The organism is Streptomyces sp. NPDC006458 (assembly GCF_040612135.1).
GTDB lineage: Bacteria > Actinomycetota > Actinomycetes > Streptomycetales > Streptomycetaceae > Streptomyces.
The window spans coordinates 132,168-156,317 of record NZ_JBEXPR010000010.1; the positions used below are offsets into that span (position 1 = coordinate 132,168).

General features: G+C 73.7%; 21 protein-coding genes and 4 pseudogenes. 15 read left to right on the forward strand and 10 right to left on the reverse strand.

What is annotated here, in order from left to right; genetic code table 11:
* Positions 1-24: 24 nt before the first annotated feature.
* The gene (dhaL, locus tag ABZZ79_RS15900) at positions 25-624 is read left to right on the forward strand and encodes a dihydroxyacetone kinase subunit DhaL (RefSeq protein ID WP_356689516.1); all 600 of its coding nucleotides are present in this window, start codon (positions 25-27) and stop codon (positions 622-624) included.
* Positions 617-1,027: a PTS fructose transporter subunit IIA gene (locus tag ABZZ79_RS15905; protein WP_356689517.1), complete on the forward strand. Its 411-nt coding sequence runs from the start codon at positions 617-619 to the stop codon at positions 1,025-1,027. Before dhaL ends, ABZZ79_RS15905 begins: the two co-directional genes overlap by 8 nt.
* A gap of 54 nt (positions 1,028-1,081) precedes the next feature.
* On the opposite strand, the gene ABZZ79_RS15910 is transcribed toward ABZZ79_RS15905, so the two are convergent.
* A complete protein-coding gene (locus ABZZ79_RS15910; RefSeq protein ID WP_356689518.1) occupies positions 1,082-1,798 on the reverse strand; it encodes a glycoside hydrolase family 75 protein in 717 nt (238 codons plus the stop codon).
* 369 nt (positions 1,799-2,167) lie between these two features.
* Here ABZZ79_RS15910 and ABZZ79_RS15915 point away from each other — a divergent pair, with 369 nt between their 5' ends.
* Both ABZZ79_RS15915 and ABZZ79_RS15920 read left to right on the forward strand, forming a co-directional pair.
* A complete protein-coding gene (locus ABZZ79_RS15915) occupies positions 2,168-3,136 on the forward strand; it encodes a fibronectin type III domain-containing protein (protein ID WP_356689519.1) in 969 nt (322 codons plus the stop codon).
* Positions 3,137-3,459: 323 nt separating this feature from the next.
* Complete coding sequence (locus ABZZ79_RS15920; RefSeq protein WP_356689520.1) at positions 3,460-4,002, forward strand: hypothetical protein; 543 nt, start codon at positions 3,460-3,462, stop codon at positions 4,000-4,002.
* A 9-nt stretch (positions 4,003-4,011) separates the two neighbouring features.
* On the opposite strand, the gene ABZZ79_RS15925 is transcribed toward ABZZ79_RS15920, so the two are convergent.
* From ABZZ79_RS15925 to ABZZ79_RS15935, 3 genes are all read right to left on the reverse strand, one after another.
* Positions 4,012-4,557, reverse strand: coding sequence for a PadR family transcriptional regulator (locus tag ABZZ79_RS15925; protein WP_356689521.1), 546 nt, complete (start codon positions 4,555-4,557; stop codon positions 4,012-4,014).
* 22 nt (positions 4,558-4,579) lie between these two features.
* The gene (locus ABZZ79_RS15930) at positions 4,580-6,595 is read right to left on the reverse strand and encodes an NADPH-dependent 2,4-dienoyl-CoA reductase (protein ID WP_356689522.1); all 2,016 of its coding nucleotides are present in this window, start codon (positions 6,593-6,595) and stop codon (positions 4,580-4,582) included.
* A 97-nt stretch (positions 6,596-6,692) separates the two neighbouring features.
* Positions 6,693-7,061, reverse strand: coding sequence for a hypothetical protein (locus ABZZ79_RS15935; protein WP_356689523.1), 369 nt, complete (start codon positions 7,059-7,061; stop codon positions 6,693-6,695).
* Between the two features lie 784 nt (positions 7,062-7,845).
* Between ABZZ79_RS15935 and ABZZ79_RS15940 the strand changes: the two genes are divergently transcribed.
* Entirely contained in the window at positions 7,846-9,924 is a 2,079-nt protein-coding gene (locus ABZZ79_RS15940) for a SpoIIE family protein phosphatase (protein WP_356689524.1), read from the forward strand.
* Between the two features lie 15 nt (positions 9,925-9,939).
* On the opposite strand, the gene ABZZ79_RS15945 is transcribed toward ABZZ79_RS15940, so the two are convergent.
* Complete coding sequence (locus ABZZ79_RS15945; RefSeq protein ID WP_356689525.1) at positions 9,940-10,848, reverse strand: hypothetical protein; 909 nt, start codon at positions 10,846-10,848, stop codon at positions 9,940-9,942.
* A gap of 518 nt (positions 10,849-11,366) precedes the next feature.
* Between ABZZ79_RS15945 and ABZZ79_RS15950 the strand changes: the two genes are divergently transcribed.
* Positions 11,367-12,212 (forward strand): LLM class flavin-dependent oxidoreductase, encoded by an 846-nt coding sequence (locus ABZZ79_RS15950; RefSeq protein ID WP_356689526.1) that lies wholly within the window; start codon positions 11,367-11,369, stop codon positions 12,210-12,212.
* A 7-nt stretch (positions 12,213-12,219) separates the two neighbouring features.
* Here ABZZ79_RS15950 and ABZZ79_RS15955 read toward each other — a convergent pair whose 3' ends face one another.
* The 3 genes and pseudogenes from ABZZ79_RS15955 to ABZZ79_RS15965 form a co-directional block, all read right to left on the reverse strand.
* Entirely contained in the window at positions 12,220-13,014 is a 795-nt protein-coding gene (locus ABZZ79_RS15955) for a putative protein N(5)-glutamine methyltransferase (RefSeq protein ID WP_356689527.1), read from the reverse strand.
* 25 nt (positions 13,015-13,039) lie between these two features.
* A pseudogene (locus ABZZ79_RS15960) lies at positions 13,040-13,342 on the reverse strand (hypothetical protein); the annotation flags it as partial.
* Between the two features lie 71 nt (positions 13,343-13,413).
* Entirely contained in the window at positions 13,414-14,118 is a 705-nt protein-coding gene (locus ABZZ79_RS15965) for a GNAT family N-acetyltransferase (protein WP_356689528.1), read from the reverse strand.
* A 155-nt stretch (positions 14,119-14,273) separates the two neighbouring features.
* Between ABZZ79_RS15965 and ABZZ79_RS15970 the strand changes: the two genes are divergently transcribed.
* The 6 genes and pseudogenes from ABZZ79_RS15970 (at position 14,274) to ABZZ79_RS15995 (ending at position 18,584) form a co-directional block, all read left to right on the forward strand.
* Complete coding sequence (locus ABZZ79_RS15970) at positions 14,274-14,879, forward strand: sulfite oxidase-like oxidoreductase (protein ID WP_356689529.1); 606 nt, start codon at positions 14,274-14,276, stop codon at positions 14,877-14,879.
* 31 nt (positions 14,880-14,910) lie between these two features.
* On the forward strand, positions 14,911-15,630 hold the full coding sequence (locus ABZZ79_RS15975) for a ferredoxin reductase (protein ID WP_356689626.1): 720 nt from the start codon (positions 14,911-14,913) through the stop codon (positions 15,628-15,630).
* 155 nt (positions 15,631-15,785) lie between these two features.
* Positions 15,786-16,370 carry a hypothetical protein gene (locus ABZZ79_RS15980; protein WP_356689530.1) on the forward strand — a complete coding sequence of 195 codons (585 nt, stop codon included), beginning with the start codon at positions 15,786-15,788 and terminating at the stop codon, positions 16,368-16,370.
* 126 nt (positions 16,371-16,496) lie between these two features.
* Positions 16,497-17,465 carry an acetylxylan esterase gene (locus ABZZ79_RS15985; protein ID WP_356689531.1) on the forward strand — a complete coding sequence of 323 codons (969 nt, stop codon included), beginning with the start codon at positions 16,497-16,499 and terminating at the stop codon, positions 17,463-17,465.
* A gap of 104 nt (positions 17,466-17,569) precedes the next feature.
* A pseudogene (locus ABZZ79_RS15990) lies at positions 17,570-17,701 on the forward strand (EstA family serine hydrolase); the annotation flags it as partial.
* Between the two features lie 129 nt (positions 17,702-17,830).
* A pseudogene (locus ABZZ79_RS15995) lies at positions 17,831-18,584 on the forward strand (GntR family transcriptional regulator).
* On the opposite strand, the gene ABZZ79_RS16000 reads toward ABZZ79_RS15995, so the two are convergent.
* Together ABZZ79_RS16000 and ABZZ79_RS16005 are read right to left on the reverse strand one after the other, a co-directional pair.
* Positions 18,554-19,411 carry a class I SAM-dependent methyltransferase gene (locus ABZZ79_RS16000; RefSeq protein WP_356689532.1) on the reverse strand — a complete coding sequence of 286 codons (858 nt, stop codon included), beginning with the start codon at positions 19,409-19,411 and terminating at the stop codon, positions 18,554-18,556. The pseudogene ABZZ79_RS15995 and the gene ABZZ79_RS16000 sit on opposite strands and share 31 nt — an antisense overlap.
* A gap of 22 nt (positions 19,412-19,433) precedes the next feature.
* Positions 19,434-20,669 carry a cytochrome P450 gene (locus ABZZ79_RS16005; RefSeq protein WP_356689533.1) on the reverse strand — a complete coding sequence of 412 codons (1,236 nt, stop codon included), beginning with the start codon at positions 20,667-20,669 and terminating at the stop codon, positions 19,434-19,436.
* Between the two features lie 143 nt (positions 20,670-20,812).
* Between ABZZ79_RS16005 and ABZZ79_RS16010 the strand changes: the two genes are divergently transcribed.
* The 3 genes and pseudogenes from ABZZ79_RS16010 to ABZZ79_RS16020 all read left to right on the forward strand — a co-directional run.
* Positions 20,813-21,640 carry a class I SAM-dependent methyltransferase gene (locus ABZZ79_RS16010; protein ID WP_356689534.1) on the forward strand — a complete coding sequence of 276 codons (828 nt, stop codon included), beginning with the start codon at positions 20,813-20,815 and terminating at the stop codon, positions 21,638-21,640.
* A 277-nt stretch (positions 21,641-21,917) separates the two neighbouring features.
* Complete coding sequence (rho, locus tag ABZZ79_RS16015) at positions 21,918-23,057, forward strand: transcription termination factor Rho (RefSeq protein WP_356689535.1); 1,140 nt, start codon at positions 21,918-21,920, stop codon at positions 23,055-23,057.
* Between the two features lie 246 nt (positions 23,058-23,303).
* Positions 23,304-24,128: pseudogene (locus ABZZ79_RS16020) on the forward strand (serine hydrolase); the annotation flags it as partial.
* Between the last annotated feature and the right edge of the window lie 22 nt (positions 24,129-24,150).

Below are 24,150 nucleotides of genomic sequence, written 5' to 3' on the forward strand. Positions count from 1 at the left end.
GTACCTACCACGCAAGGAGATCCAGTGCTCGACGCCGATTTCTTCCGCCGCTGGATGACGGCGACGGCCGCGTCCGTCGACCGGGAGGCGGAACGGCTCACGGAACTCGACTCCCCCATCGGGGACGCCGACCACGGCAGCAATCTGCAGCGCGGCTTCCGGGCGGTGGCCGCCGCCCTGGAGAAGGACCAGCCCGCCACTCCGGGCGCGGTGCTGACCCTCGCCGGGCGGCAGCTGATCTCCACGGTCGGCGGCGCCTCCGGTCCGCTGTACGGGACGCTGCTGCGGCGCACCGGCAAGGCGCTCGGGGACGTGGCGGAGGTCGGCGGGAAGGAGTTCGCCGACGCGCTGCGCGTGGGGGTCGAGGCGGTGATGACGCTCGGCGGAGCCGCGCCGGGCGACAAGACCATGATCGACGCGCTGGTGCCCGCGGTGGACGCGCTCGGCGACTCCTTCGCCGCCGCGCGCACGGCCGCCGAGGAGGGTGCCGTGGCGACGACGCCGCTCCAGGCCCGCAAGGGCCGGGCCAGCTACCTGGGCGCGCGCAGCATCGGTCATCAGGACCCTGGGGCGACCTCGGCGGCCCTGCTGATCGCCTCACTCGTGGAGGCCGCGGGTGAGTGACGTGAAGCTGGTCGGGATCGTGCTGGTGTCCCACAGCGCCCAGGTGGCCGCGTCCGTGGCCGACCTGGCGTCGGGGCTGTCCGGCGGCGGGACGGCCGTGCCCGTGGCTCCGGCGGGCGGCACCGAGGACGGCGGGCTCGGTACCAGCGCCGAGCTGATCGTCGCCGCGGCCGCCTCGGTGGACCGGGGCGCCGGGGTCGCCGTCCTCACCGACCTGGGCAGCGCGGTCCTCACGGTCAAGGCCCTGCTGGCCGAGGGGGACGAACTCCCGGACGGCACACGGCTGGTCGACGCCCCGTTCGTGGAGGGCGCGGTCGCGGCGGTGGTCACGGCCGGCACGGGAGCGGACCTGGACGCGGTGGCGGCCGCGGCCGCGGAGGCGTACGACTACCGCAAGGTGTGAGTCGGGGCGGCTGCGGCGGGGGTCTCGCGGGAGCCGGGGCGGCCGTGTCGGTGCTCAGTCACGGCTCGCGCCGACGAACCGCCGGGCCAGCCGCTCACCCAGTTCCTCGGCGGCCTCCGTGCTCTCGATGGGTGTCACCTCCGAGTCCTTGAAGACGATGTAGGTGACACCCGAGGGGGTGCCTCCGCCGTGCGGGTCGGGGTTGATACCGAGGGCCTCGGCGGTGGCGTAGGAGGCCTCGCCGATGAGGTCACCGGGACCCCTGTCGCCGATCACGGCGTACTGCACGCGGTCGCGGTAGATCACGGCCGCGACCGCGCCCCCGCCCACACCGGACTCCCGGTGGTCCCACACGGCGCTCGGCACGGGGACGACGATGTACGGCAGCCGCTCGGCGTCCAGCGGGCTTCCGTCGGACTGCGCGTAGACCGTGCCGACGGAGAAGTAGGGGTCGGTGCCGCTGTTGCAGCGGGGGGTGGGCCGCCCGTCGCAGTCGATGTCCAGGTCGGCCTCCCAGAACACGGCGTCCTCGGTGCCGCAGACCGGGACCGTGGCGGACCTGCCGCTGTCGGTGCGGTAGCGGCCGCGCGAGACGGGCGCGCAGTCGCGGACCTCCGCCAGCAGTTCGGCGGCGCTCACGCCCCCGTCGGAACGCGCCGCCGGAGGCCCGGACAGGCCCATGGACGCGGCGGCGGTTCCCGCGGTGGACTGCGTCACCGGAGCGAACAGGGCGGCACACGCCGCGGCCAGCGTCAGCGACTGGACACGCACGATAAGAGAGCCTCTCCTGGGCGGTCTGACGGACACTCGGCCCAATCTGGTGCCGTTCGCGCCGCACGGCCATTTCGAGGGGGCCGGAAGGGGGGCGCGCCGCCGGGAGTGCGGGCGGGAGGGCGCAAAGACCGGGGTCCGCCGCCCGCTTCCGGCTGCGGACCCCGGCCGTCGGCGCGGGGACCAGCGACGACAGCGGGCCGCGCCACAGGCCTGAACTCGCCTTCCTGTGAGGAGAGTTCGGCCGTGAGGTGGTTCAGCATACGTAATCCGCGGACCTGTTCGTCCAGACCCCCTCTTGATGTGATCGCGCCAGCGGGGCCATATTGGTCCGGACCATTGCCGCGTGCCGCCCCGGGAGGCAGAGCCGTGCGACGCGTTCCCGTTCCCGCCGCACTGCTGTGCGGCGCCCTGCTGCTGACGAGCGCGTGCGCGCGGGACGCCGGGGGCGAGCGGCCGCCCTCGCCCGGTGTGCCGACCGGCGTCACCGCGGAGGCCGGCAGCGCGACCAGCGTGCACGTGATGTGGAACCAGCTGACCGGGGAGCCGCCGGTCAGCGTCTACGAGGTCTACCGGGGCCGCGGCAAGGTCGCGGAGGTCCCGGCCGACCGGCACATGGTGGACGTCGTCCGGCTGCGGCCCGGCACCTCGTACGTCTTCACCGTGCGCGCCCGCGACCGCGACGGACGGCTCGGCCCGCCCAGCCGCCAGGTGCGCGCCACGACCCCGGCCGCCGACAACTCCGCGCCCTCCCGGCCGGGTTCGCCGCACGGCCGGGCCGTCGGCAGCCGCGCGGCCCAGCTGACGTGGTCGGCGGCCACGGACGACCGGAAGGTGGCGTCGTACGAGGTCTACCAGGGCGGTACGAAGATCCACAGCGTCGGCGGGGAGCAGACGGCCACCGTGGTCACCGGACTGCGGCCGGGCACCCGTTACTCCTTCACCGTCCGGGCCCGGGACGCGGCGGACAACCTCTCGCCCGCGAGCGGTGCCGTCCGGCTCACCACCGCGCCGGGCGACGGCCTGGGCGCGGCGACCGCCCCGGCGGACTTCCGCGCCGCCACCCACCGCGCCGGCGGGGCGTACTACATCGACCTGACCTGGATGCCGCCGCGCACCGACGGACTCGTCACCGAGTACCAGGTCCAGCTGGACGGCCGCGCGGCCACCTCACTGGTCTTCGGCGGACAGCCGCCGCGGGACCGGGCGTCGTACAGCTTCTACGCCGGCGAGGACGCGGGCGAGAGACGCCGGGTGCGGCTGCGGGCGCGGCTGCCCGACGGGACGTGGGGGGCGCTGTCTGCGGAGCGCACGGTGACGACCGGGGACGGCGGCTGACGCCGCGGGGGCGTGGTCCGGGCTGGACGGCCGGGCGCCGGGGCGGGACGGACGGCGGGGCCGGGGCGGACGTCGGACGGCTGACGGCTGACGGCTGACGGCTGACGGCTGACCGGGGCTCGTCTGTCGGCTGACGGGGCCTCGTCTGTCGGCTGATGGGGGCTCGTCTGTCGGCCGGACGAGGTAATCCGTCACCTGCCCGGGGGCGGCCGGGGTGCGGGGCGGCACGGGGGCGCGTTGGCTGCCCCTGAGGCAGCACGGGCGTTCCCTATCTCGGCGGCGCAAGGGATGTACCGCCAACCGTGCCCACGGAGGACAGTTCCATGCGCAACTCGACGCTCCTTCTGCGCGGCCTGACCGCGGCAGCCGCCGCCGCGCTGCCGCTCGCCCTCGCCGCGGCACCGGCCGAGGCCCGTGCGTCCGGCATCTCGGTGAGCACCAGCGGCTCCACGGTGTCGGTCACGACCAGTTCCTGCAGTCTGATCAACGGCAGTTGGGGCAATGCCTCCCTGCTGGTCGGCAGCCAGGCCAACTTCGCCCAGGGCCGCCAGGTGGCCCTGACGGGCACACCCACGCTCCAGTCCGGCGCGTGGTCGAACGTCAGCCCCGGCACCTACACGGTCGTCGTGGTCTGCTCCAGCGGGATCACCGCGGGCACCCAGTCGGTGATCGTGTCGTCCGGTTCCACCCCCACCCTCTCCACCACGGTCACCCCCTCGCCCTCACGTGGCGTGATGGGCGGCCTGGGTGGCGGTACGAAGGACTACGGCACTCTCACCCTGGTCGGCGGCGGCGCGCTGGTCGCGGCGGGGGTGGGGGCCACGGCGTGGTTCCTGCGCCGGAAGTCGAAGCCGTACCGGCTGTGACCGCGGTGTTCAGTCGCCGTCCGGGAGATCGGCGAGTTCCTCCACCGCCTGGCTGAGCCAGCGCGTCCAGAAGGTCTCCAGCTCGATGCCCGCCCGCAGCACCAGATGCTGGATGCGGTCCCGGTCGCTGTCCCTGCCGGGCGGGAAGTCCCGCTTCTCGATCTCCTCGTACTCGGCCAACTGCCGCCGGTGGAGGTCGAGATGGCGGCGCAGGTCGGCCTCGATGCCCTCGGTGCCGACCACGGCTGCGGCCCGCAGCCTCAGCAGCAGCACATCACGCTGCGGCTTGGGCTCCTGGGCCGCGGCCGTCCAGCGCGCCAGCTCGGTGCGGCCCGCGGGCAGAACCTCGTAGCTCTTCTTCTGCCCACGGGCCGGCTGGGCGCTCGGCAGGGCCCGGATGTAGCCCTCGGCCTCCAGTTTTCCCAGCTCGCGATAGATCTGCTGGTGCGTCGCCGACCAGAAGTAGCCGATCGACCGGTCGAAACGACGGGTCAGCTCCAGCCCCGAGGACGGCTTTTCCACCAGGGCGGTCAGGATCGCGTGCGGGAGTGACATGGGCTCATCCTAGGGACGCCCCTCACAGGGCTGCCGCGACCTCCGTGCCCTGCTTGATCGCACGCTTGGCGTCCAGCTCCGCGGCCACGTCCGCGCCGCCGACCAGGTGCGCGCTGCGGCCGGCCGCGATCAGCGCGTCGTACAGCTCGCGGTGCGGCTCCTGCCCGGTGCACAGCACGACGGTGTCGACCGCCAGGACCGTGCTCTCCTCGGCGACCGTGATGTGCAGTCCGGCGTCGTCGATACGGTCGTAGCGCACGCCCGGCACCATGGTCACACCGCGGTGCTTGAGCTCGGCGCGGTGGATCCAGCCGGTCGTCTTGCCGAGGCCCGCGCCGACCTTGGTGGTCCTGCGCTGGAGCAGGTGGACCTGGCGCGGCGGTTCGGGCCGCTCGGGGGCGGCGAGACCGCCGGGCGCCTGGTAGTCCATGTCGACGCCCCACTGACGGAAGTACGTCCGCGGGTCCTCGTTCGCCTTGTCGCCGCCGTCGGTGAGGAACTCGGCCACGTCGAAGCCGATACCGCCCGCGCCGAGCACCGCCACGCGGTCGCCGACCGGGGCGCCGTCGCGCAGCACGTCCAGGTAGCCGACGACGCTCGGGTGGTCGACGCCCGGGATGTCGGGGGTGCGCGGGGTGACGCCGGTGGCGACGACGACCTCGTCGTAGCCGTCCAGGTCCGCCGCGGCGACCCGGGTGTCGAGGCGCACGTCGACGCCGTGGGCGTCGAGCTGGTGGCGGAAGTAGCGCAGGGTCTCGTCGAACTCCTGCTTGCCGGGGACCTTGCGGGCCACGTTGAGCTGGCCGCCGATCTCGCTCGCCGCGTCGAACAGGGTGACGTCGTGGCCGCGTTCGGCGGCGGTCACCGCGCAGGCGAGGCCGGCCGGTCCGGCGCCCACGACGGCGACGCGCTTGCGCAGCCGGGTCGGGGACAGCACCAGCTCGGTCTCGTGGCAGGCGCGCGGGTTGACCAGACAGGAGGTGATCTTCAGGCTGAACGTGTGGTCCAGGCAGGCCTGGTTGCAGCCGATGCAGGTGTTGATGGCCTCGGCGCGGCCCTCGGCGGCCTTGTTCACGAACGCGGCGTCGGCCAGCATCGGGCGGGCCATCGACACCATGTCCGCGGTCCCGTCGGCGATCAACTGCTCCGCCAGCTCGGGGGTGTTGATGCGGTTGGTGGTGACCAGCGGGATGCTCACCTCGCCCATCAGGCGCTTGGTGACCCAGGTGTAGGCGCCGCGCGGCACGGAGGTGGCGATGGTGGGAATGCGGGCCTCGTGCCAGCCGATGCCGGTGTTGATGATCGTCGCGCCGGCCGCCTCGATCGCCTTGGCGAGGGTGATCACCTCGTCGAGGGTGGAGCCGCCGGGAACCAGGTCGAGCATGGACAGCCGGTAGATGAGGATGAAGTCCTCGCCGACCGCCTCGCGCACCCGCCGCACGATCTCCACCGGGAAGCGCATCCGGTTCTCGTACGAGCCGCCCCAGCGGTCGGTGCGGTGGTTGGTCCGCGCGGCGATGAACTCGTTGATCAGGTAGCCCTCGGAGCCCATGATCTCCACGCCGTCGTAGCCGGCCCGGCGGGCGAGGCGGGCGGCGTCGGCGTAGTCGTCGATGGTCCGCTCGACCTCGGCGTCCGTCAGCTCGCGCGGCGGGAAGGGGCTGATCGGCGCCTGGAGGGGGCTCGGGCCGACCAGCTCCTGGTGGTAGGCGTACCGGCCGAAGTGCAGGATCTGCATCGCGATGCGGCCGCCCTCGCGGTGCACCGCGTCGGTGATCTCCCGGTGCTGCTCGGCCTCCGCCTCGGTGGTCATCTTGGCGCCGCCGGGGTAGGGCCGGCCCTCGTCGTTGGGCGCGATGCCGCCGGTGACGATGAGGCCGACACCGCCGCGGGCGCGCTCGGCGTAGAAGGCCGCCATGCGCTCGAAGCCGCGCTCCGCCTCCTCCAGGCCGACATGCATCGAGCCCATCAGGACCCGGTTGGGCAGCGTGGTGAAGCCCAGGTCGAGCGGGCTCAGCAGGTGGGGGTATCGGCTCATCGGGCCCTCCGTGCGCGGTGTGGTGCCTCTGTTGTAGAGGACCGCGCACGGATTATGCAACTAGTTGCAGAACGAGGTGGAGGGCGTGTGGCCGAGGTCACCGGCTTTCCAGCAGGACGTGCATCTCCCGCTCCTGGTCGCCCGAGGTGGTGGCCAGGTCCCGCACGCTGAACAGCGGGTCCAGCGTGGTGCGCAGCCGGTTGATCGCCCAGTAGCCGCCCTGGGCGTCGACCTCGACGCTCGCGGCCAGCCGTGCGGGCGGCGGGCACTGGTGGGCCTCGGTCACCTCGAAGGTGCCGAGCCAGACCATCGGACGGGTCTCGTGCAGCTGCTGGGGCACGTCGTCGCTGCCTCGGTCCGACTCGAAGCAGGCGCACAGTGCGTCGAAGACGATCCTCGCGTCCTCCTTGCTGCATCCGCTGATCTCGACGGAGACGGACTCCTCGTGCGGTCGCTCGCGGTCCATCGTGATCGCTCCTCTCGTGCGGGGCCCGGTTCCGCGCGGGTTTCCGGAGAAAGGGGCCACATGCCAAGAAAAGCACCGATTTCTTGGCTGGGCACCAGAGCGAGCGGGGTTCTGTGCGCATCGGATACCGCCCGGCTCGTGTCGCCTTGCGGGTGCGAGTGCGTCGTGGTCTCTCGCGCCGTTCCCCGCGCCCCCTGAGGGCGTTGCCGGTCAGCCGCTCAGAGGGGTTCTCGCGGGAGAGGGTGCCGGGGCGCCTGTGGCCCCTTGCGGGTGCGGGTGCGTCGTGGATTCTCGCGCCGTTCCCCGCGCCCCCATGCCCACAGATGAAGACGGCGGGGCGGCCGAGTCCGCGCGGTGCGAGCGCGACCTCACCGATCGGCCCTCCGGTGCCCCGCGATGCCACGACCCGCCGAACGCGCGTGAACGGACCCGGCGAACTCGTGACACGGAGTCCCGGCTCGTCACCCTCCGCGCACGGCACCTGTGTCGACCGGCGGTCCGGCGACAACGTTCTCCCAGGTCAACGCCTACAAAGGCGTGCCGCTCACCGCCGCGCCCGCCGTCTCACCCGTCTCTGGCCCCCCACCCGTGCCGGTCCCGTCCCGAAGGTCCCGATACGCCCCGGACAGCCCCGTCCCGTCGTTTCATCGGGACGAGACCACCCGCCCTGAGGGATGGTGGAGACGGGCGGGGTGGCGTATGAGAGATGGTTGAGCGTGGTACGGCATGGGGAGTCGGCACGGGGGACCGCGTGCCGGGAGGACGGGTGAAGGCGGTGCGTGCGATGGGTGCAGCCGGGCCTCCTGTGACAGCGGGCGGTGAGCCGGTGCGCGGGCCCTCGCGGCCCAGTGGGCTGCTGGACGTCATCGGAGTGGCCTCGATCGTGCTGGACGACGAGGGCCGGATCGTGCTGTGGAGCCCACAGGCCGAGGAACTGTTCGGATACTCGGCCGAGGAGGCGCTCGGCCGGTACGCGGCGCAGATCATGGTGCACGAGCAGCACATGGAGCTCGTCATCAAACTGTTCGCCGACGTGCTGGCCACCGGCGAGGGCTGGGCGGGCGCCTTCCCCGTGCGGCACAAGGACGGCTCCACCCGGCTGGTCGAGTTCCGGAACATGCGCCTGCTCGACGACCGCGGCGACGCCTACGCCCTCGGCCTGGCCGCCGATCAGACGACGGTGCGCCGGCTGGAGCGGGACGTCGCGCTGTCCGACCGCATGGTCGCCCAGTCCCCGATCGGTCTGGCCGTACTGGACACGACCCTGCGCTACGTCTCCGTCAATCCGGCGCTCGAACGCATCGACGGCGTCCCGGCCGCCGAACACCTGGGCCGCACCACCGGCGAGGTACTCCCCCGCCTGGACGTGAACGGGCTCCAGACCGCCGCCCGCGAGGTGCTGGCCACCGGACGCCCCGTGGTGGGCCGCTCGGTCGTCGGACGCATCCCCGCGGACCCGGACCAGGACCACGCCCTGTCCGTGTCGCTGTACCGGCTGGAGGACTCCCTGGGCACGGTCCTGGGCGTCGCCGTGTCGGTCGTGGACGTCACCGAGCAGTACCGGGCGGGCATCGAGGCCGAGGCCGCCCGGCGCCGGCTGGCCCTCATCGCGGACGCCTCCGCCCGGATCGGCACCACCCTGGACCTGGACCGCACCGCCGGTGAGCTGGCGGACGTGGCGGTGCCGGAACTGGCCGACGTCGCCGCCGTGGACCTGCTGGAGGCGGTCTTCACCGGACGCCGCACCAGTCTCGGCCCGGCCCAGGCCGCCGTGATCCGGGCTCTGGCCGTGCGCGCCGACCGCTCACCGCTGGCGCTGGAGGCGGCCGACCCGGCCGGACAGATCACTCGCTACGGCCCCGACCGGCTGATCACCGAGTGTGTGCGCACGGGCCGCCCGATGCTGCTGCCGCACGTCGCGGAGGCCGATCTGCCGCGGATCGCGCGCTCCGGCGAGTCGGCCGGGCTGCTGGGCCGCGCGGGCGTCCACTCGTACCTCGCGGTGCCCCTGATCGCCCGGGGCGAGGTGCTGGGCGCGCTGGACCTCAAGCGCACCCGCAACCCACTGCCGTTCACCGACGACGACGTGCTGCTCGCGCGGGAGCTCGCGGCCCGCGCGGCCGTGCAGATCGACAACGCGCGCTGGTACCAGAACGCCCGCGACACCGCGCTCACCCTCCAGCGCAGCCTGCTGCCCAGCCACCCGTCCGTGACCGGCGGCCTCCAGGTCGCCTCGCGCTACCAGCCCGCGGGAGCCACCACCGAGGTCGGCGGCGACTGGTTCGACGTCATCCCGCTGGACGGCGGCAAGACCGCGCTGGTGGTGGGCGATGTGATGGGCAGCGGTATCTCGGCGGCCGCGACGATGGGCCGGCTGCGCACCGCCACCACCACCCTCGCCTCGCTCGACCTGGACCCCGCGCTGCTGCTGGAACACCTCGACCGGATCACCGAGGACCTGGACCAGGCCATCGCCACCTGCCTGTACGCCGTCCACGACCCGGCGCTCGGACAGTGCAGGATCGCCAACGCGGGCCATCTGCCGCCCGCCCTGATCCGCGTCGGCCAGGACCCCCAGCTGCTCGACCTGCCCACCGGGGCGCCGCTGGGCGTGGGCGGAGTGGCGTTCACGACGACCGCGTTCGACTTCCGGCCGGGCGACGAGCTGGTCCTGTACACGGACGGGCTGGTGGAGACCCGCCGCCACTCCCTGGACGAGCGCCTCGACACCCTGCTCGACCTGCTGCGCGGCCCCGTGCGGCCGCTGGACGAGGTCTGCGACCTGCTCGTGCACACCCTGCACCATCCGGACAACCACGACGACGTGGCCCTGCTCATCGCCCGCGTACGCGACATGGACTGAACGGGCCGGGCGGTCTCAGCTCCCGTCCGGCAGGCTCCCCGGCTCGTCCCCGTACGGCACCGGACGGCCGGTGAACGCGTCCAGCAGCACCCGGTCGCCGACCGGCCCGGCGAGCTTCACCGTCACCTCGGTGAGCTTGAGGTCGGCGGTGCAGGGCCCGTCGCCCGGATCGCGGATCCACCCCGACAGCACGACCGAACCGTCGGTCTCCAGCACCTCGGCGGCGGGCCCGTCGTCGCAGGAACCGTGACCGGCCAGGACGGTGACGGACCGGCCGTCCCGCGACGTCCGCATCAGTTGCTGGAGCGGCCACAGCTCGTTGCTCGGCGTGTCCGCCGCAGGCCCGATCGGCGGCTCGGGCTGCTCGGAGGGGTTCAGGGCGACGCGCTTCAGGGGCGTGTCGTAACCGTCGAGGGTGAACAGCCAGGCCGGGACCGTCGCAGGGCCTCGGCTGGTGACCATCTTCATCGTGCCGAGCCGCGCCCCGGTCACCACGAGCTCCGGGCCGCCCCCGCTGTCGCGGTCCAGCTTCGCCAGCGTCTCGCGCGCGTCCATCATCGGCAGGGTCAGCGAGCGACCGTCGTCCCAGGCAACCTCACCCTTGTCGGCGTCCGAGGCGGGCAGGTCGCCGCGCAGGCCGAAGTTCCGCATGAGGTACGCCTCCTTGTCGGAGCCGCTGCGGAAGGCGTGCTCGGGCAGTTGGACCACGTCCGCCATCGGGTAGAAGCCCCGCCGGTACACGTCCGCCGCCCTGGAGCCGTCCCACGCCTCGGCGACCCGCCGGGCACGCTCCCGCGTCTCGTCGGTCCGGTCGCCGTCCGTGATGCGGGTCCCGCCGTCGGACCGCTGCTCGCCGCAGCCGGTGACGGCACCAGCCGCCAATACGGCGATGACACAGAGAAGTCGGACTGGGCGCATGCGCATGGGTTCTCCCTGGGACCGTGAGGTGGTGCTCCTTCGACGCACGGACGCCGCGCGGCGTTCACGACCACGGACAGAAAGCCGGCGAACGCTCGACAGGCAGACGGACTCCCGGCACACGGAGTCCCGGCGAACACCCGACCGGCGCCCCGCATGCCCCCAGGCCCGCAGCGAAGACGGACTCCCCGCACACGGAGTCCCAGCGAACGCCCAACCGGCACGCCGACTCCCGGCACATCGACTCCCGGCAGACGCCCGACCCGGCAGGCGAAATGCCGGCAGACGCCCGGCCGTCGGACAGCCTCCCCGCACACGAAATCCCGGCGGACGCTCAACCCGCACACCGGACACCCGGCGATCAGGAAACCGGTTGTCCCCGGCGCCCAAGGCCCCCTACGGTGGCGGTACTTCAACGAGACGCTCTCCAGAAGTACGCCGCAGTGCGGGAGCGTCACACCTCGCCGAGGTGCCGGAGGGGCGGCAAGTCACTTTGCCGACCCTTCCATCGGAGGAATCCCCTCATGCACATCGGCATCGGCCTGCCCATCGCCGACCCCGCCGCCCTGCCCGACTGGGCCCGGCGCGCCGACAGCGGCCCCTTCAGCACGCTCGGCCTGCTCGACCGCCTCGTGTACGACAACCCCGAACCGCTGGTCGCCCTCGCCGTGCTGGCCGGCGCCACGACCCGGATCCGCGTCCAGACCGAGGTGCTGCTCGCACCCCTGCGCGACACCGCGCTGCTCGCCAAGCAGGCCGCCACGCTGGACCGGATGACCGGCGGGCGGCTGGTCCTGGGCATCGGCGTCGGCGGCCGCGAGGACGACCACCGCGCCACCGGCACCGACCCGCGCACCCGCGGCAGGCGCCTCGACGGCCAGATGGAGGTGCTGCGCCGTCTGTGGGCGGGTGAGCCCTACGGCGACGGCGCCGGCCCGATCGGCCCGGCTCCCGCGCGCCCCGGCGGCCCCGAGGTCCTCTTCGGCGGCTTCCAGCCCGCCGCACTCGAACGCGTCGCGCGCTGGGGCGACGGCTTCCTCGCCGCCGCGCCGCCGTCCTGGGCGGGCAGACTGTTCGACACCGTCCGTACGTTCTGGAAGGAGTACGGCCGGGACGGCGCGCCCCGGATCGTCGCGCAGGTCAACGTCGCCCTCGGCCCGGACACGGTGGTCGAGGACGCCCGCCGCGCGATGCACGCCTACTACGCCTTCACCGGCATGCCCGACCGGATGGCCGCCGGGCTGCTGACCACCCCGGCGGAGGTCCGTGCGGCGCTGGACGCCTTCGCGGATCTCGGCGCCGACGAGGTGATGTGCTACTGCTACGGCCGCGACGCGGCCCAGGTCGACCGCCTCGCCGACCTGGTGTGAGCCGCCGTCACCCGGCCCACGTGCCGATGACCACCTGGGCGTAGAGCTCCTCGTCCACGGCCACCCGGGTGGCCAGCCCCGCGGCGGTGAAGGCATCCCTCGCCGCGGGGGCCTGCCGCTCGCTGGTCTCGATCAGCAGGCGGCCCCCGGGGGCCAGCCAGCCGGGCGCCCCGGCGGCGACGCGGCGCAGCACGTCCAGCCCGTCGGCGCCGCCGTCGAGGGCGACGAGAGGCTCGTGGTCACGGGCCTCGGCGGGCAGCAGGCCGACCTCACCGGTGGGGACGTAGGGCACGTTCGCCGCCAGGATGTCGATCCGGCCGCGCAGTTCGCCGGGCAGCGCCTCGAACAGGTCGCCCTGATGGACGCGGCCGCCCGCGGCGGCGGTGTTGCGGGCTGCGCAAGCCACGGCGGCCGGGTCGATGTCGGCGGCGTGCAGCTCGACCGGGCCCAGGGCCGCCGCGAGGGCGGCGCCGACCGCGCCCGAGCCGCAGCACAGGTCCACCACGACGCGGGCGGCGGGCCTCTCGGCGAGGGCCTGGCGGACCAGGAACTCGGTGCGGCGGCGCGGCACGAAGACACCGGGCTCGACGATGATCCGCCCACCCGCGAACTCGGCCCAGCCGAGGACGAGTTCGAGGGGCAGCCCGGCAACGCGCCGGTCGGCCATCCCGGCGGCCTCCTGCGGGGTGCGGGCGGTGGCGAGGATCAGCTCGGCCTCGTCCTCGGCGAAGACACAGCCCGCGGCACGCAGGGCGGCGACGAGGTCGGGGCGGGACGCGGGTTCGGAGAGAGAGGAAGTCATGGAAGTGTCCACCCTAGCCCAGTGATCACACGGCCACGGCCTCCTCGACCTCCTCCTCCGCGGCCTCCCGCACCGCCTTCGGTTCCGGCACGGCACCGGACACGGAGGTGGGCGCGGTGGAGCGTTCGTGCCGCCCCGCCATGGCGGTGAGCGCGAGGCCCGCCGGCAGCCAGGCCGCCGGCGTCCCCACGCCGCGGCCCAGCCCGTCGCCGTCGAGGTACAGCAGCCCGCGCAGGCCCTCCACGAACCCGGCGCCGTTCCAGAAGGCGCGCAGGCCGCCGAAGAAGCCGTTCCGCAGCTCGGGGCGGAACAACCCGCCGGAACTGGTGACCGCACCGGGCCAGGCCGGCGCACCGACGGCCCGCCCCGCCCCTTGACGACCGTCCCCGCCGCACACGTCTACGCCACCACCCCCACGGCCCGCCCCTGCGGCGCCCTGGCCGCCAGGAACGACGTCCGCGTGCGGAGGCGGAAGCCGAGGGACTCGTAGAGGCGGACGGCGTTCGTGTTGCTCGCGCTGGCGTGCAGGAAGGGCGTCTCGCCGCGCTCCCGGATGCCGTGGGCTACGGCCAGGACCAGCCGGCCGGCGAGCCCCTCGCCCCGCGCGGCCGGGTCGGTGCACACGGCGCTGATCTCGGTCCAGCCCGGCGGATGGAGGCGTTCCCCAGCCATGGCGATCAGCGCGCCGCCCCGGCGGATGCCCAGGTAGGTGCCCATGTCGATGGTGCGCGGCAGGAAGGGGCCCGGCCGGGTGCGCTCGACCAGATCGAGCATCTCCGGGACGTCGGCGTGCCCCAGGACCACGGCCTCCGGGTCGGGCGCGGCGGCCAGGCCGTCGTCCACCAGCTGCACCCCGTCCATCTCGAAGGTGATCTCCCAGTCGGCCGGCACCTGCCCCCGGAAGGCCGGCAGCGGCACCTCGGCACCGGGCCCGGCGAGCTCCGCCAGGTCGGCCCAGTCCCGGGCGTCCGGGTCGTCGGGCAGGGCCAGCCAGGGCGACACGTCCAGCGGGTAGCGCAGCACCCGGCCGCGCCGCTCGGCGAATCGGGCGTGGGGGCCGGTCAGGGAGGCATGGGCCGGGTTGTCCAGGACGTGTGCGCTCATGCCGGATCCAATCCCGTGCCGCCGGAACCGTATTCCCGCGGCCCGCCCCGTTCATACGGCTTTAATGATCGGAGGCCGAAGCCACGTCACGGTGCACGTACGGTTGAATGTGCAAGCAACACGAATGCGTCATCTCGTAGGCAGGCAACCCCTCCATGAACGTCACCCGAGGCTTCTCCGGGCGGCCGCGCGTCGACCGCCCCGGGCTACCGCCAGGCCAGTACGACGCGGGCGACGACTGGCCCGTGCTGTCCGCCGAGGTCACTCCCGACCTCACGCCCGCGGACTGGTCCTTCCGGGTCGACGGCCTGGTCGAGCGGCCGCGGAGCTGGGACTGGGACGCGGCGCACGCGCTGTCCCCTTCGGTGTACGAGGGCGACATCCACTGCGTGACGAGCTGGTCGAAGTTCGGTGTGCGCTTCGGCGGGGTGTCCCTCGACACCTTCCTGACGGCGGCGGGCCCGCTGCCCTCCGCCACCCACGCCGTGGCCTGGTCGCACACCGGCTACACCACCAACCTGCCGCTCACCGACCTGACCGGCGGCAGGGCGTGGATCGCCTGGGAGTTCGACGGCAAGCCGCTCACCCCGGAGCACGGCGGCCCGGCCCGGCTGCTGGTACCGCACCTGTACTTCTGGAAGAGCGCCAAGTGGATCGCGGGTGTGCGCCTGCTCGACCACGACGAGCCCGGCTTCTGGGAGCAGAACGGCTACCACAAGCGCGGCAACCCGTGGGAAGAGCAGAGGTTCACCGGTGACTGACACGACCTTCGCGCCCCCGGCCCGGTTCGCGATCCCCGGCCGGATCTCCGTGCCCACGCATGTGGCCACGGTCTGGCAGAGCGCGACGATCACCGAGATCCGCCGTGAGACCCCGCGCGCGGCCACCTTCCGCTTCGCCGTGCCGTCCTGGGCGGGCCATGTGCCCGGCCAGCACCTCCAGCTGCGGCTGACCGCGCCCGACGGGTACACCGCCCAGCGCCACTACTCCCTCGCCTCCGCGCCGGACGGCTCCGGGCACATCGAGCTGACCCTGGACCATGTCGAGGGCGGCGAGGTCTCGGGCTGGTTCCACACCGAGGCCCGGCCCGGTGACACCGTCGAGGTGCGCGGCCCGCACAGCGGCTTCTTCGCCTGGCCCGGCGACCGGCCCGCGCTGCTCATCGGCGCCGGTTCCGGAGTCGTCCCGCTGATGTCGATGGTCCGCCACCACCGCGCGCTGGGCCTCACCGTGCCGCTGCGGCTGGTGGTGTCCGCGCGCGGCCCCGAGGACCTGATCTACGCCGACGAGTACGGCTCCGAGACCACGCCGGTGTTCACCCGCCGCGCGCCCGAGGGCGTGCCTGTGGGCCGGCTGACCGGTGCGCATCTGGCGGGGCCCCTGGCCGAACCGCCGGCCGGGGGCTGGGAGGCGTACATCTGCGGCTCGGACTCCTTCGCCGAGCACGCCTCCCGGCTGCTCGTCGCGGCGGGCCAGCCGGTGGACCGTATCCGTATCGAGCGCTTCGGCTGACCCGTGCGGCCGCCCGGCCGCACGGGACGTCCGAAATCCGACTACTCAACTTCCGGCCGTCCTCGGCCCGCATCCCGGTACTTCGGTGAACGATGTGCGTTGTCCGGGTACTTGAGGGATGAGGGCACTCCACGCGCCGAGGCGAGGAGGTCGGTGTGCGAACCGGGTTGCGAGAGTGGCAATTGCGGCCGAACCGGTTGCGCCGCCGCTCGGACGTCGTCGAGGCGTGGACGGTGATGGCCGCGGCCGTGCTGCTGGTCCTGGGCGCGCCCCTGGCCGGGCTGGTGGCGGGCCGGCTGGCCTACGACGGGGCCGCTTCCGCCGCGCGGGCGCTGCGCGCGGAGCGGCATCCGGTACGGGCCGAGGTGCTCGGGGACATGCCGCCGCCGCTGCCCGCGCTGCAGGGCGGCCGTCCGGTCACCCAGCACGCCACGGTGCGCTGGAGCGAGCCGGAGGGCACCGAGCGCACCACGCGGGCCGCGGTTCCGGCCGACGCCCGGCGCGGTGACGTGATCGAGCTGTGGCTGGACTCCCGCGACCGGGTCGTCGCGCCGCCGCCGGACGCCTCCTCGGTGTGGCAGCACACCTTCGCGATGGGCATCTGCGGCGCGGGAGGCACGGCGGGCCCGACCCTCGTCGCCCACACCCTGTTCCGCCGCGCGGCCGCCCGGCGCCGGCTGGCCGAGTGGGGGCGTGACTGGGCGCGCGTCGAGCCTCGGTGGACGGGCCGCGGCGGCTGAGGCGAGGACGGACGAGGGGACGAACGGCGCGGGCCTGCGGCGGGACGGACACGGGGCCTGGTCCCTGTGCACGTTCCCACGTACGGTGTGGTCGATCATCCGCGTCCCTGCCGAAGGCGGTCCCGCATGGCCCTGTTCGATCTCCCCCTCGACGAACTCCGCGAGTACCACAGCGCGTCCGCCGCCCCGGAGGACTTCGACTCGTTCTGGGCCAGGACCCTTCAGGAGGCGCGCGGGTTCGACCTGGACGCCCGGTTCGAGCCGGTCGACGCCGGGCTGTCCACGGTGCGGGTGTACGACGTGACGTTCGCCGGGTTCGGCGGCCACCCGGTGAAGGGCTGGCTGCGGCTGCCGGCGGACGCGACCGGACCGCTGCCGCTGATCGTGGAGTTCGTCGGCTACGGCGGCGGGCGCGGGCTGCCCCACGAGAACCTGCTGTGGGCGTCCAGCGGCCGGGCGCACTTCACGATGGACACCCGGGGCCAGGGCAGCGCCTGGGGCGGGGGCGGCGACACCGCCGACCCGGTGGGCGGTGCGCCCGCGTACCCGGGCTTCATGACGCGGGGCATGGACGCCCCCGAGAACTACTACTACCGCCGGGTGTTCACCGACGCCGTGCGCGCGGTGGAGGCGGCCCGCTCGCACCCCCTGACTGACGCCTCGCGGACCGTGGCGCTCGGCGCGAGCCAGGGCGGCGGCATCACGCTCGCCGTCGGGGGCCTGGTGCCCGACCTGGTGGCGGTCGCGCCGGACGTGCCGTTCCTGTGCGACTTCCCGCGCGCCACGACGCTGACGGACCGGCACCCGTACCGTGAGGTCGGCCTGTACCTCAAGACGCACCGCGGCCGCACCGAGGACGCGCTGCGCACGCTGTCCTACTTCGACGGCGTCCACTTCGCCGCCCGCGGCAGGGCGCCCGCCCTGTTCTCCGCGGCCCTGGAGGACCAGACCTGCCCGCCGTCGACGGTGTTCGCCGCGTTCAACGCCTGGGGCGGCACCGACAAGGCCATCGAGGTGTACGACTTCAACGACCATGAGGGCGGCGGCCCGTACCACGACGCGGCCAAGCTGCGCTGGGTGCGGACGTACGTCTGACGGCCGTATGACGGCGGTCGGACGTACGCCTGACGGCCGCATGACGGCGGCATGACGGCCGACCGTGCGCATGTGAGCGGTTGCCGGACGGCCGCGCGCCGGGAGGACCCTCGTGCGGGCTTGCGGACCCGGAGGCCGGGGTCTCACTGGGCTATGTGATGAACCGCATGGGCACCCGCCTCGCCGACGATCCGCGTAAATCCGCCCTGGTGGAGGCCCTTTACACCGCGCTGTGAGGGCCGCGCGAGGCATACGGTTTCGGACGAACCATCAGACCGCTCTTCCCTATTGGTTTAGACCAATGCTAGATCTGGTGGCGCAATGAGCCCGCACGGCTACGGCACGTCACCAACAGGAGGCGCGGCATGGCCCGCACCACCCCGCAAGACCAAGATCCTCTTCCCTCGGCAGGAGTCGACGCAGAACATCCTCTCTACCGGCGGATCGCCGCGGAACTGCTCGGCGAGCTGCGCGACGGCACCATCCCGCCGGGTGAACGCCTGCCCGGAGAAAGGCGGTTGGCGGAGCACTTCGGCGTCAGCCGGGAGACCGTACGGCAGGCGCTGGAGGTACTGCGGCGCGACGGAGGTCTCCACCGACCGGCGCGGCAGCCACGCCGTCCTGCCCGTCGCGCCGGTCGAACCGCCGTCGGCGCTGGCCTTCCCGGTCGGCTCCCGCGGCCCGGGGGACCTCGACCGGGCCACCGTCACCTGGGAGACCCCGCCGCCGGAACACGCCGAGGCCCTGGGACTCGCCCCACGGCGGCCGACGCTGGTCCACCGCTACGAGTCGGCCACCGCCGACGGACACGGGCGCCGCACCGCCGTGTCGTCCTTCTCGGCGGTGGCGCTCGCCGAGGTCGAGGAGCTGGCCCGCTACCGCTACCGCGCGGACGGCACCGCCTCGGCCCAACTGCGCCGCGCCTACGACTGGATGCGCCGGGCCGGACTGACCCTGCACCACCGCGACAGCATCACGCCTCTGCCGGACACGCCGTCGGTCCGGGTGACGCGGCTGGTGCACGACCAGTTCGCGCGGCCGCTGGAGATCACCGACCTGCTGGTGGACGCCCGACAGGACGCCCTGGTCTACGAGTTCACCGTTCCCGCGGCCGGCTGAGCCCCGGCCGCGGGACGCCGGGCGAGCACCGCCCGGACCCGGGGGCTGCCGTCGCGGCGCCGCCCGAACTCGTCGAGCGCCCGCAACTCGACCAGGAATCCGGCCCGTTCCAGTTCGCTCGTCACGTCGGCGAGCCGGAAGGTCCGGTAGTACATCACGAACGGCGGCCGCCACAGGGCGTTGCGCACCCGCATCACGACGTCGAAGCCCAGCAGCATCCAGTACGCGGCCGAGAGCGGGCGGGGCGGGGCGACCAGGGGGAAGGCGAAGCACCCGCCCGGCCGCAGCGCGGCGTGCACCCCGGCGAAGAGGCCGGGCAGCTCGCGGGGCAGGAAGTGCCCGAACGCCCCGAAGCTGACCACCAGGTCGAAGGCGTCCCGGCCGAAGGGCAGGGCCCGCGCGTCGGCGCGGACCCAGGCGAGCCGGGGCGCGGGCGCCGGTGCCCGGGTGGCGCGTGGCACCGACGCCCCGGTGCCTGATCCGGGCACCGGTGCGTCCGGTCGCCCGTCGGCGTGGCGTGGCCCGCCGGCCCGGACACGCCGTCGGGCCACGTCGAGCATCCCGGCGCTGAAGTCCACCCCGGTGACACTGCGCCGGCACACCCCGGCGAGCGCGCCCACCCCGGCACCCGTGCCACAGCACAGGTCGAGCCCGTCCTCGTACGGTCCGTCGCGGCGCAGCTCTGCGGCGACCGCCCGCAGCACGGAGTCGGGTGTACGGAACGAGGTGTGGTCGAACTTCGGGGCGAGCAGGTCGTAGCCGCGCTCGACGGAGGACAGGGCCTGTACGGCCAGCTCGCGCAGGGTGGGGCCTTCGGGACTGAACATCCTCGTCAGCGTAGACCCGCCGCTACGCGTGGAGCCGCACCGGCAGCGCCCGCACGCTGTTGCCGACGAAGCTGGCGTGCCGCACGAGGTCGTTCTCCGTGACCGCGAGGTCGAGGTCCGGGAAGCGGGTGAACAGCCGCTCCAGCGCGATGCCCGCCTCAAGCCGGGCGAGCGGCGCCCCGAGGCAGTAGTGGGCGCCGTGGCCGAGGGAGAGGTGGCGTACGGCGTCGACGCGGCGCGGCCGGGTGACGTCGAAGCGGCCGGCGTCCGGGCCGTGCGCGGCGGCGTCCCGCCCCGCGGCCGAGTAGCCCGCCAGCACGGGCGTGCCCGCCGGGACGACCGTGCCGTCGACGGTGAGGTCGCGCAGCGGGTAGCGGAACGGGAAGTAGCTGACCGGCGCGTCCCAGCGCAGGGTCTCGTCCACCACGTCGCCCCAGTCGGCCTCGCCCTCGCGGACCAGGTCGAGCTGGTCGCGGTGGCGGCACAGGGCGCGTACGGCGTTGGTGATCAGGTTCAGGGTGGTCTCGTGCCCGGCGATGATCATCAGCACAAGGGTGCCGATCAGTTCCTCGTGGGCCAGCCGGTCGCCGTCCTCGTCGCGGGCGGCGATCAGGGCGCTGGTGAGGTCTTCGCCGGGCGACTCGGCCTTGGCGGCGGTGATCGCGCCGAGGACTGCCACCAGTTCCCGGTTTGCGGCAACGGCCCGGGCGGGGCCGATGTCGGTGGCGACGACCTGGCTGGACAGATGGTGCAGCCGGTCCCGGAACTCCGGTGCCACGCCAAGCAGTTCACTGATCACGCTCATCGGCAGCGGCAGCGCGAAGTGCCGGCGCAGATCGGCGACTCCCCCGTCGCCGACGGCCGCGCGGGCCAGGTCGTCGAGCAGGGATTCGGTCAACTCCTCTACCCTGGGCCTCAGTTCGGCGACGCGCCGGGCGGTGAAGGCGCGGCTCACCAGGGAGCGCAGCCGCCGGTGGTCGTCGCCGTCGGCGGTGGTCATGCCGCGTACGGTGGCGAAGGTCGCCAGTGGCCAGCCCTCGGGTATGCGGCCCTCGCGCAGCGCGGTGAAGTGCCGGGCGTCCTTGGCGACATCGGGGTGGGCCAGGAACTCCTTCAGCGCCTCGTGGCCGAGCACGGCCACGCCCTCGATCCCGCCGGGCAGCAGTACCTGTGCCACGGCGCCGTCGGCGAGCAGCCGCGCGTTGTCCGCGTGCGGGCAGCCGCCGGCCGGGTCCAGGCGATGGGGCGGGGTGGTCACCGGTGAACTCCTGCGAGGTGAGAGGGCTTTGCGCCGGGCGGCGTTCGATTCTGCCCGTTCGGCGGACTCGGGGAAACACCCGTCGGGGTGTCCGATGGCTCGATCCGTACCCACCGGCTCGCCGGCTGGGCCAGGATGGTCCCATGACCCTCGACGAGCACGCCGGGCCGATGCGGGCCAACCAGGCCAACTGGGACGCCCGTACGCCGGTCCACGTCGCGAGCCGCTTCTACGGCATCGACCAGGACCTGGACCCGGCCCGCTGGTTCGCGCCGTTCGAGTGGGAGGACCTGGGCGAGCTCGCAGGCCGGGACGTGCTGCATCTGCAGTGTCATCTCGGCACCGAGACGGTCGCCTTCGCCCGGCGCGGGGCCCGGACCGTCGGCCTGGACTTCTCCGCCGCCTCGGTCGAGGCCGCCCGGGGCATCGCGGCCCGTGCGGGCGTCGAGGTCGCGTATGTGCGGGCCAATGTGTACGACGCCGTGGAGACCGTCGGCGAGGGGCGGTTCGACGTCGTCTACACCGGCAAGGGCGCCCTGTGCTACCTGCCCGACCTGGACGCCTGGGCGGACGTCGTGGCACGGCTGCTGCGGCCGGGCGGGGTGCTCTACGTCATGGAGTTCCATCCCCTGCTCAACGCCCTCGGCCCGACGCCCGGGCCGGGCGAGGGCCCCGAGCTGCTGCTGCGCCACGACTACCTGGCCGGGGCGGGGCCCGTGCACCGCGACGCGCGCCGCACCTACACCGACGGGCCGGAAGTCGAGGGGGCCACCGACAGCTATGAGTGGATGCACGGAATAGGGGAGGTCGTCACGGCGTTGACCAGGGTGGGACTGGCCGTGCGCACGCTCCGCGAGACCGACGAATTGCCCTGGCCGCGCTGGCCGCACATGGAGCCGACCCCGTCCGGCTGGTGGCGGCTCCCGGAGCCGCGCATCCCGCTGATGTACGCCCTGTCGGCGACGCGCTGATCCACCACCGCGCACCGTCTGTGCTATCGTCCGAACAGCATCTGTGCACGCCCCGTCCGGGGCGCCGGTGCGTGTTCCGTTTCTCCTTCGCCGTACGCCCGTCCGCCGGATCTCTCTCGGACCAGGCACACCGGCTTCCCCGCACCACCTCGTGAGCAGGGCGTTTCCGCCGTATCCGAGGTGATGTCGTCCGCCGCGCCCGCATGACGTTCTCGCGCGGCATCTCCCCTCCTCATGCTCATGCCTCGTCGTGCCGTCCTCGAAAGGACCACCTCTCATGACCACCACACTCGAACACCCCCCTGTGCAGCAGCCCCCGGTACGGCCGGCCGCCGGTGTCCTGGACATCGACGGCGACGGGAAGGGGTATCTGCGCAGCCTGGACTGCCTGCCTGCCCCCGCCGACCCGCAGGTCTCCGCGGCCCTGATCCGGCGTCACGCCCTACGCAAGGGCGATGTCGTCGAGGGCCTGCTCGGCGACCGGCGCGCCCTGGCCGAGGTCGGCCTGGTGAACGGCCGTAGGCCCAAGGAGCTGCGCGGCAGGCCGCGTTTCGGTGACCTCACCCCGCTGCACCCGCGTCAGCGGCTGCGGCTGGAACACCCCGCCTCCGGCCTGGCGGGCCGGGTCGTCGATCTGATCGCCCCGGTCGGCAAGGGGCAGCGCGGGCTGATCGTGGCACCGCCCAAGACCGGCAAGACCGTGCTGCTCCAGCAGCTCGCGGCCGCGGTCGCGGGCAACCACCCCGAGTGCCGGCTGATGGTCGTGCTGCTCGACGAACGCCCCGAGGAGGTCACCGACATGCGGCGTTCGGTACGCGGCGAGGTGTACGCCTCGACGTTCGACCGCACGCCCCGGCAGCACATCGCGCTGGCCGAGCTGGTCGTCGAGCGTGCCAAGCGGCTCGTGGAGGCCGGCGAGGACGTGGTGATCCTCCTCGACTCGCTGACCCGGCTGTGCCGGGCCCACAACAACGCCGCCGCCTCCGGCGGCCGCACCCTCAGCGGTGGCGTGGACGCGGCCGCGCTGCTCGGACCCAAGCGGTTCTTCGGCGCCGCCCGTCTGGCGGAGGAGGGCGGCTCGCTGACGATCCTCGCCACGGCGCTGGTGGAGACCGGCTCCCGCGCGGACGACTACTTCTTCGAGGAGCTCAAGAGCACCGGCAACATGGAGCTCCGCCTCGACCGTGAGCCCGCCTCCCGCCGGGTCTTCCCCGCCGTCGGCATCCAGCAGTCCGGCACCCGCCGCGAGGAACTGCTGCTGACCCCGGCCGAGTCGGCCGCCGTGCGCGCCCTGCGCCGGGCCGTCACCACGCGCGACGGGCACACCCACCTGGAGACCCTGCTCGGGCGCATGCGGGAGTCGCCGGACAACGCGACGTTCCTGCGCCGGATCCAGCCGACGCTGCCGTCGGACTAGTGCCCGGCAGGCACCGTCCGCGCGACGGGGCGAGCGTCGCCTGTCGGGGCGCTGGGGACGGCCGGACCGGTCTCGGTGTTTCGTGCCGTCCCGGGTCGCGTCGGTCCTTAGGGCATCCGGGTGCTCGCGTGCCGCTGTCGGCGAGGGCAGCGCGGTACAAGGGAGCGGCGTTTCTAGGTTGACTGTATGACGATCGGATTTTCCTTCCGCAGCTCCCGGATGGCCGTATCGACCTGCGCCTTCGGGATGACCGGCCTGCTCGCGCTCGCCCCGGTCGCGGCCGCCGCCCCCGGCGGTGCGGACCCGGGTGGGCCGCGGGCCGCGCCGCCGTCGACCTCGCTGCTGTACCGCTCGGGCACGCAGGTGCGGCCCCGTGCCGGGGCGCCGAGGGTGCCCGACGTGTCGGCCCTGTCGTGGGTGGTGGCCGACGCGGGCAGCGGTGCCGTGCTGGCCGCGCACGCCGCGCACCGCAAGCTGCCCCCGGCGAGCACGCTGAAGACGCTGTTCGCGCTCACCGTCCTGCCGCTGCTGCCCGCGGGGCTGCGCCATCAGGTGCGGGACGAGGAGCTCGCGGGGATCGGCGCCGGCAGCAGCCTGGTCGGGGTGGCCGAGGACCAGACGTACCGGGTGTCCGATCTGTGGCGCGGTGTGTTCCTCAGCTCCGGAAACGACGCGGTGCGGGTGCTGGCCTCGCTCGGCGGGGGGTGGCGTACGACGGCCACGCGGATGCAGGCCAGGGCCCGCGCGCTGGGGGCCCGGGACACGTATGTGCGCTCGCCCGACGGGTACGACACCGCGGGCCAGGTGTCGTCGGCGTACGACCTCGCCGTGTTCGGTCGCGCGGGGCTGCGCAACGCCGACTTCGCCCGGTACTGCGCCACGGTCGACGCCGAGTTCCCGGGGCGCGACGGATCGTCGTACGGGATCCGCAACACCAACCGGCTGCTGAGCGGCTCCGACGGTGTGGAGCGCTATCCGGGGCTGATCGGCGTGAAGAACGGCTACACAACGAACGCGGGCCACACACTCGTCACCGCCGCCCGCCGGGGCGGACGCACCCTCGTCGTCACGGTGATGAACCCTCAGGCGGGCG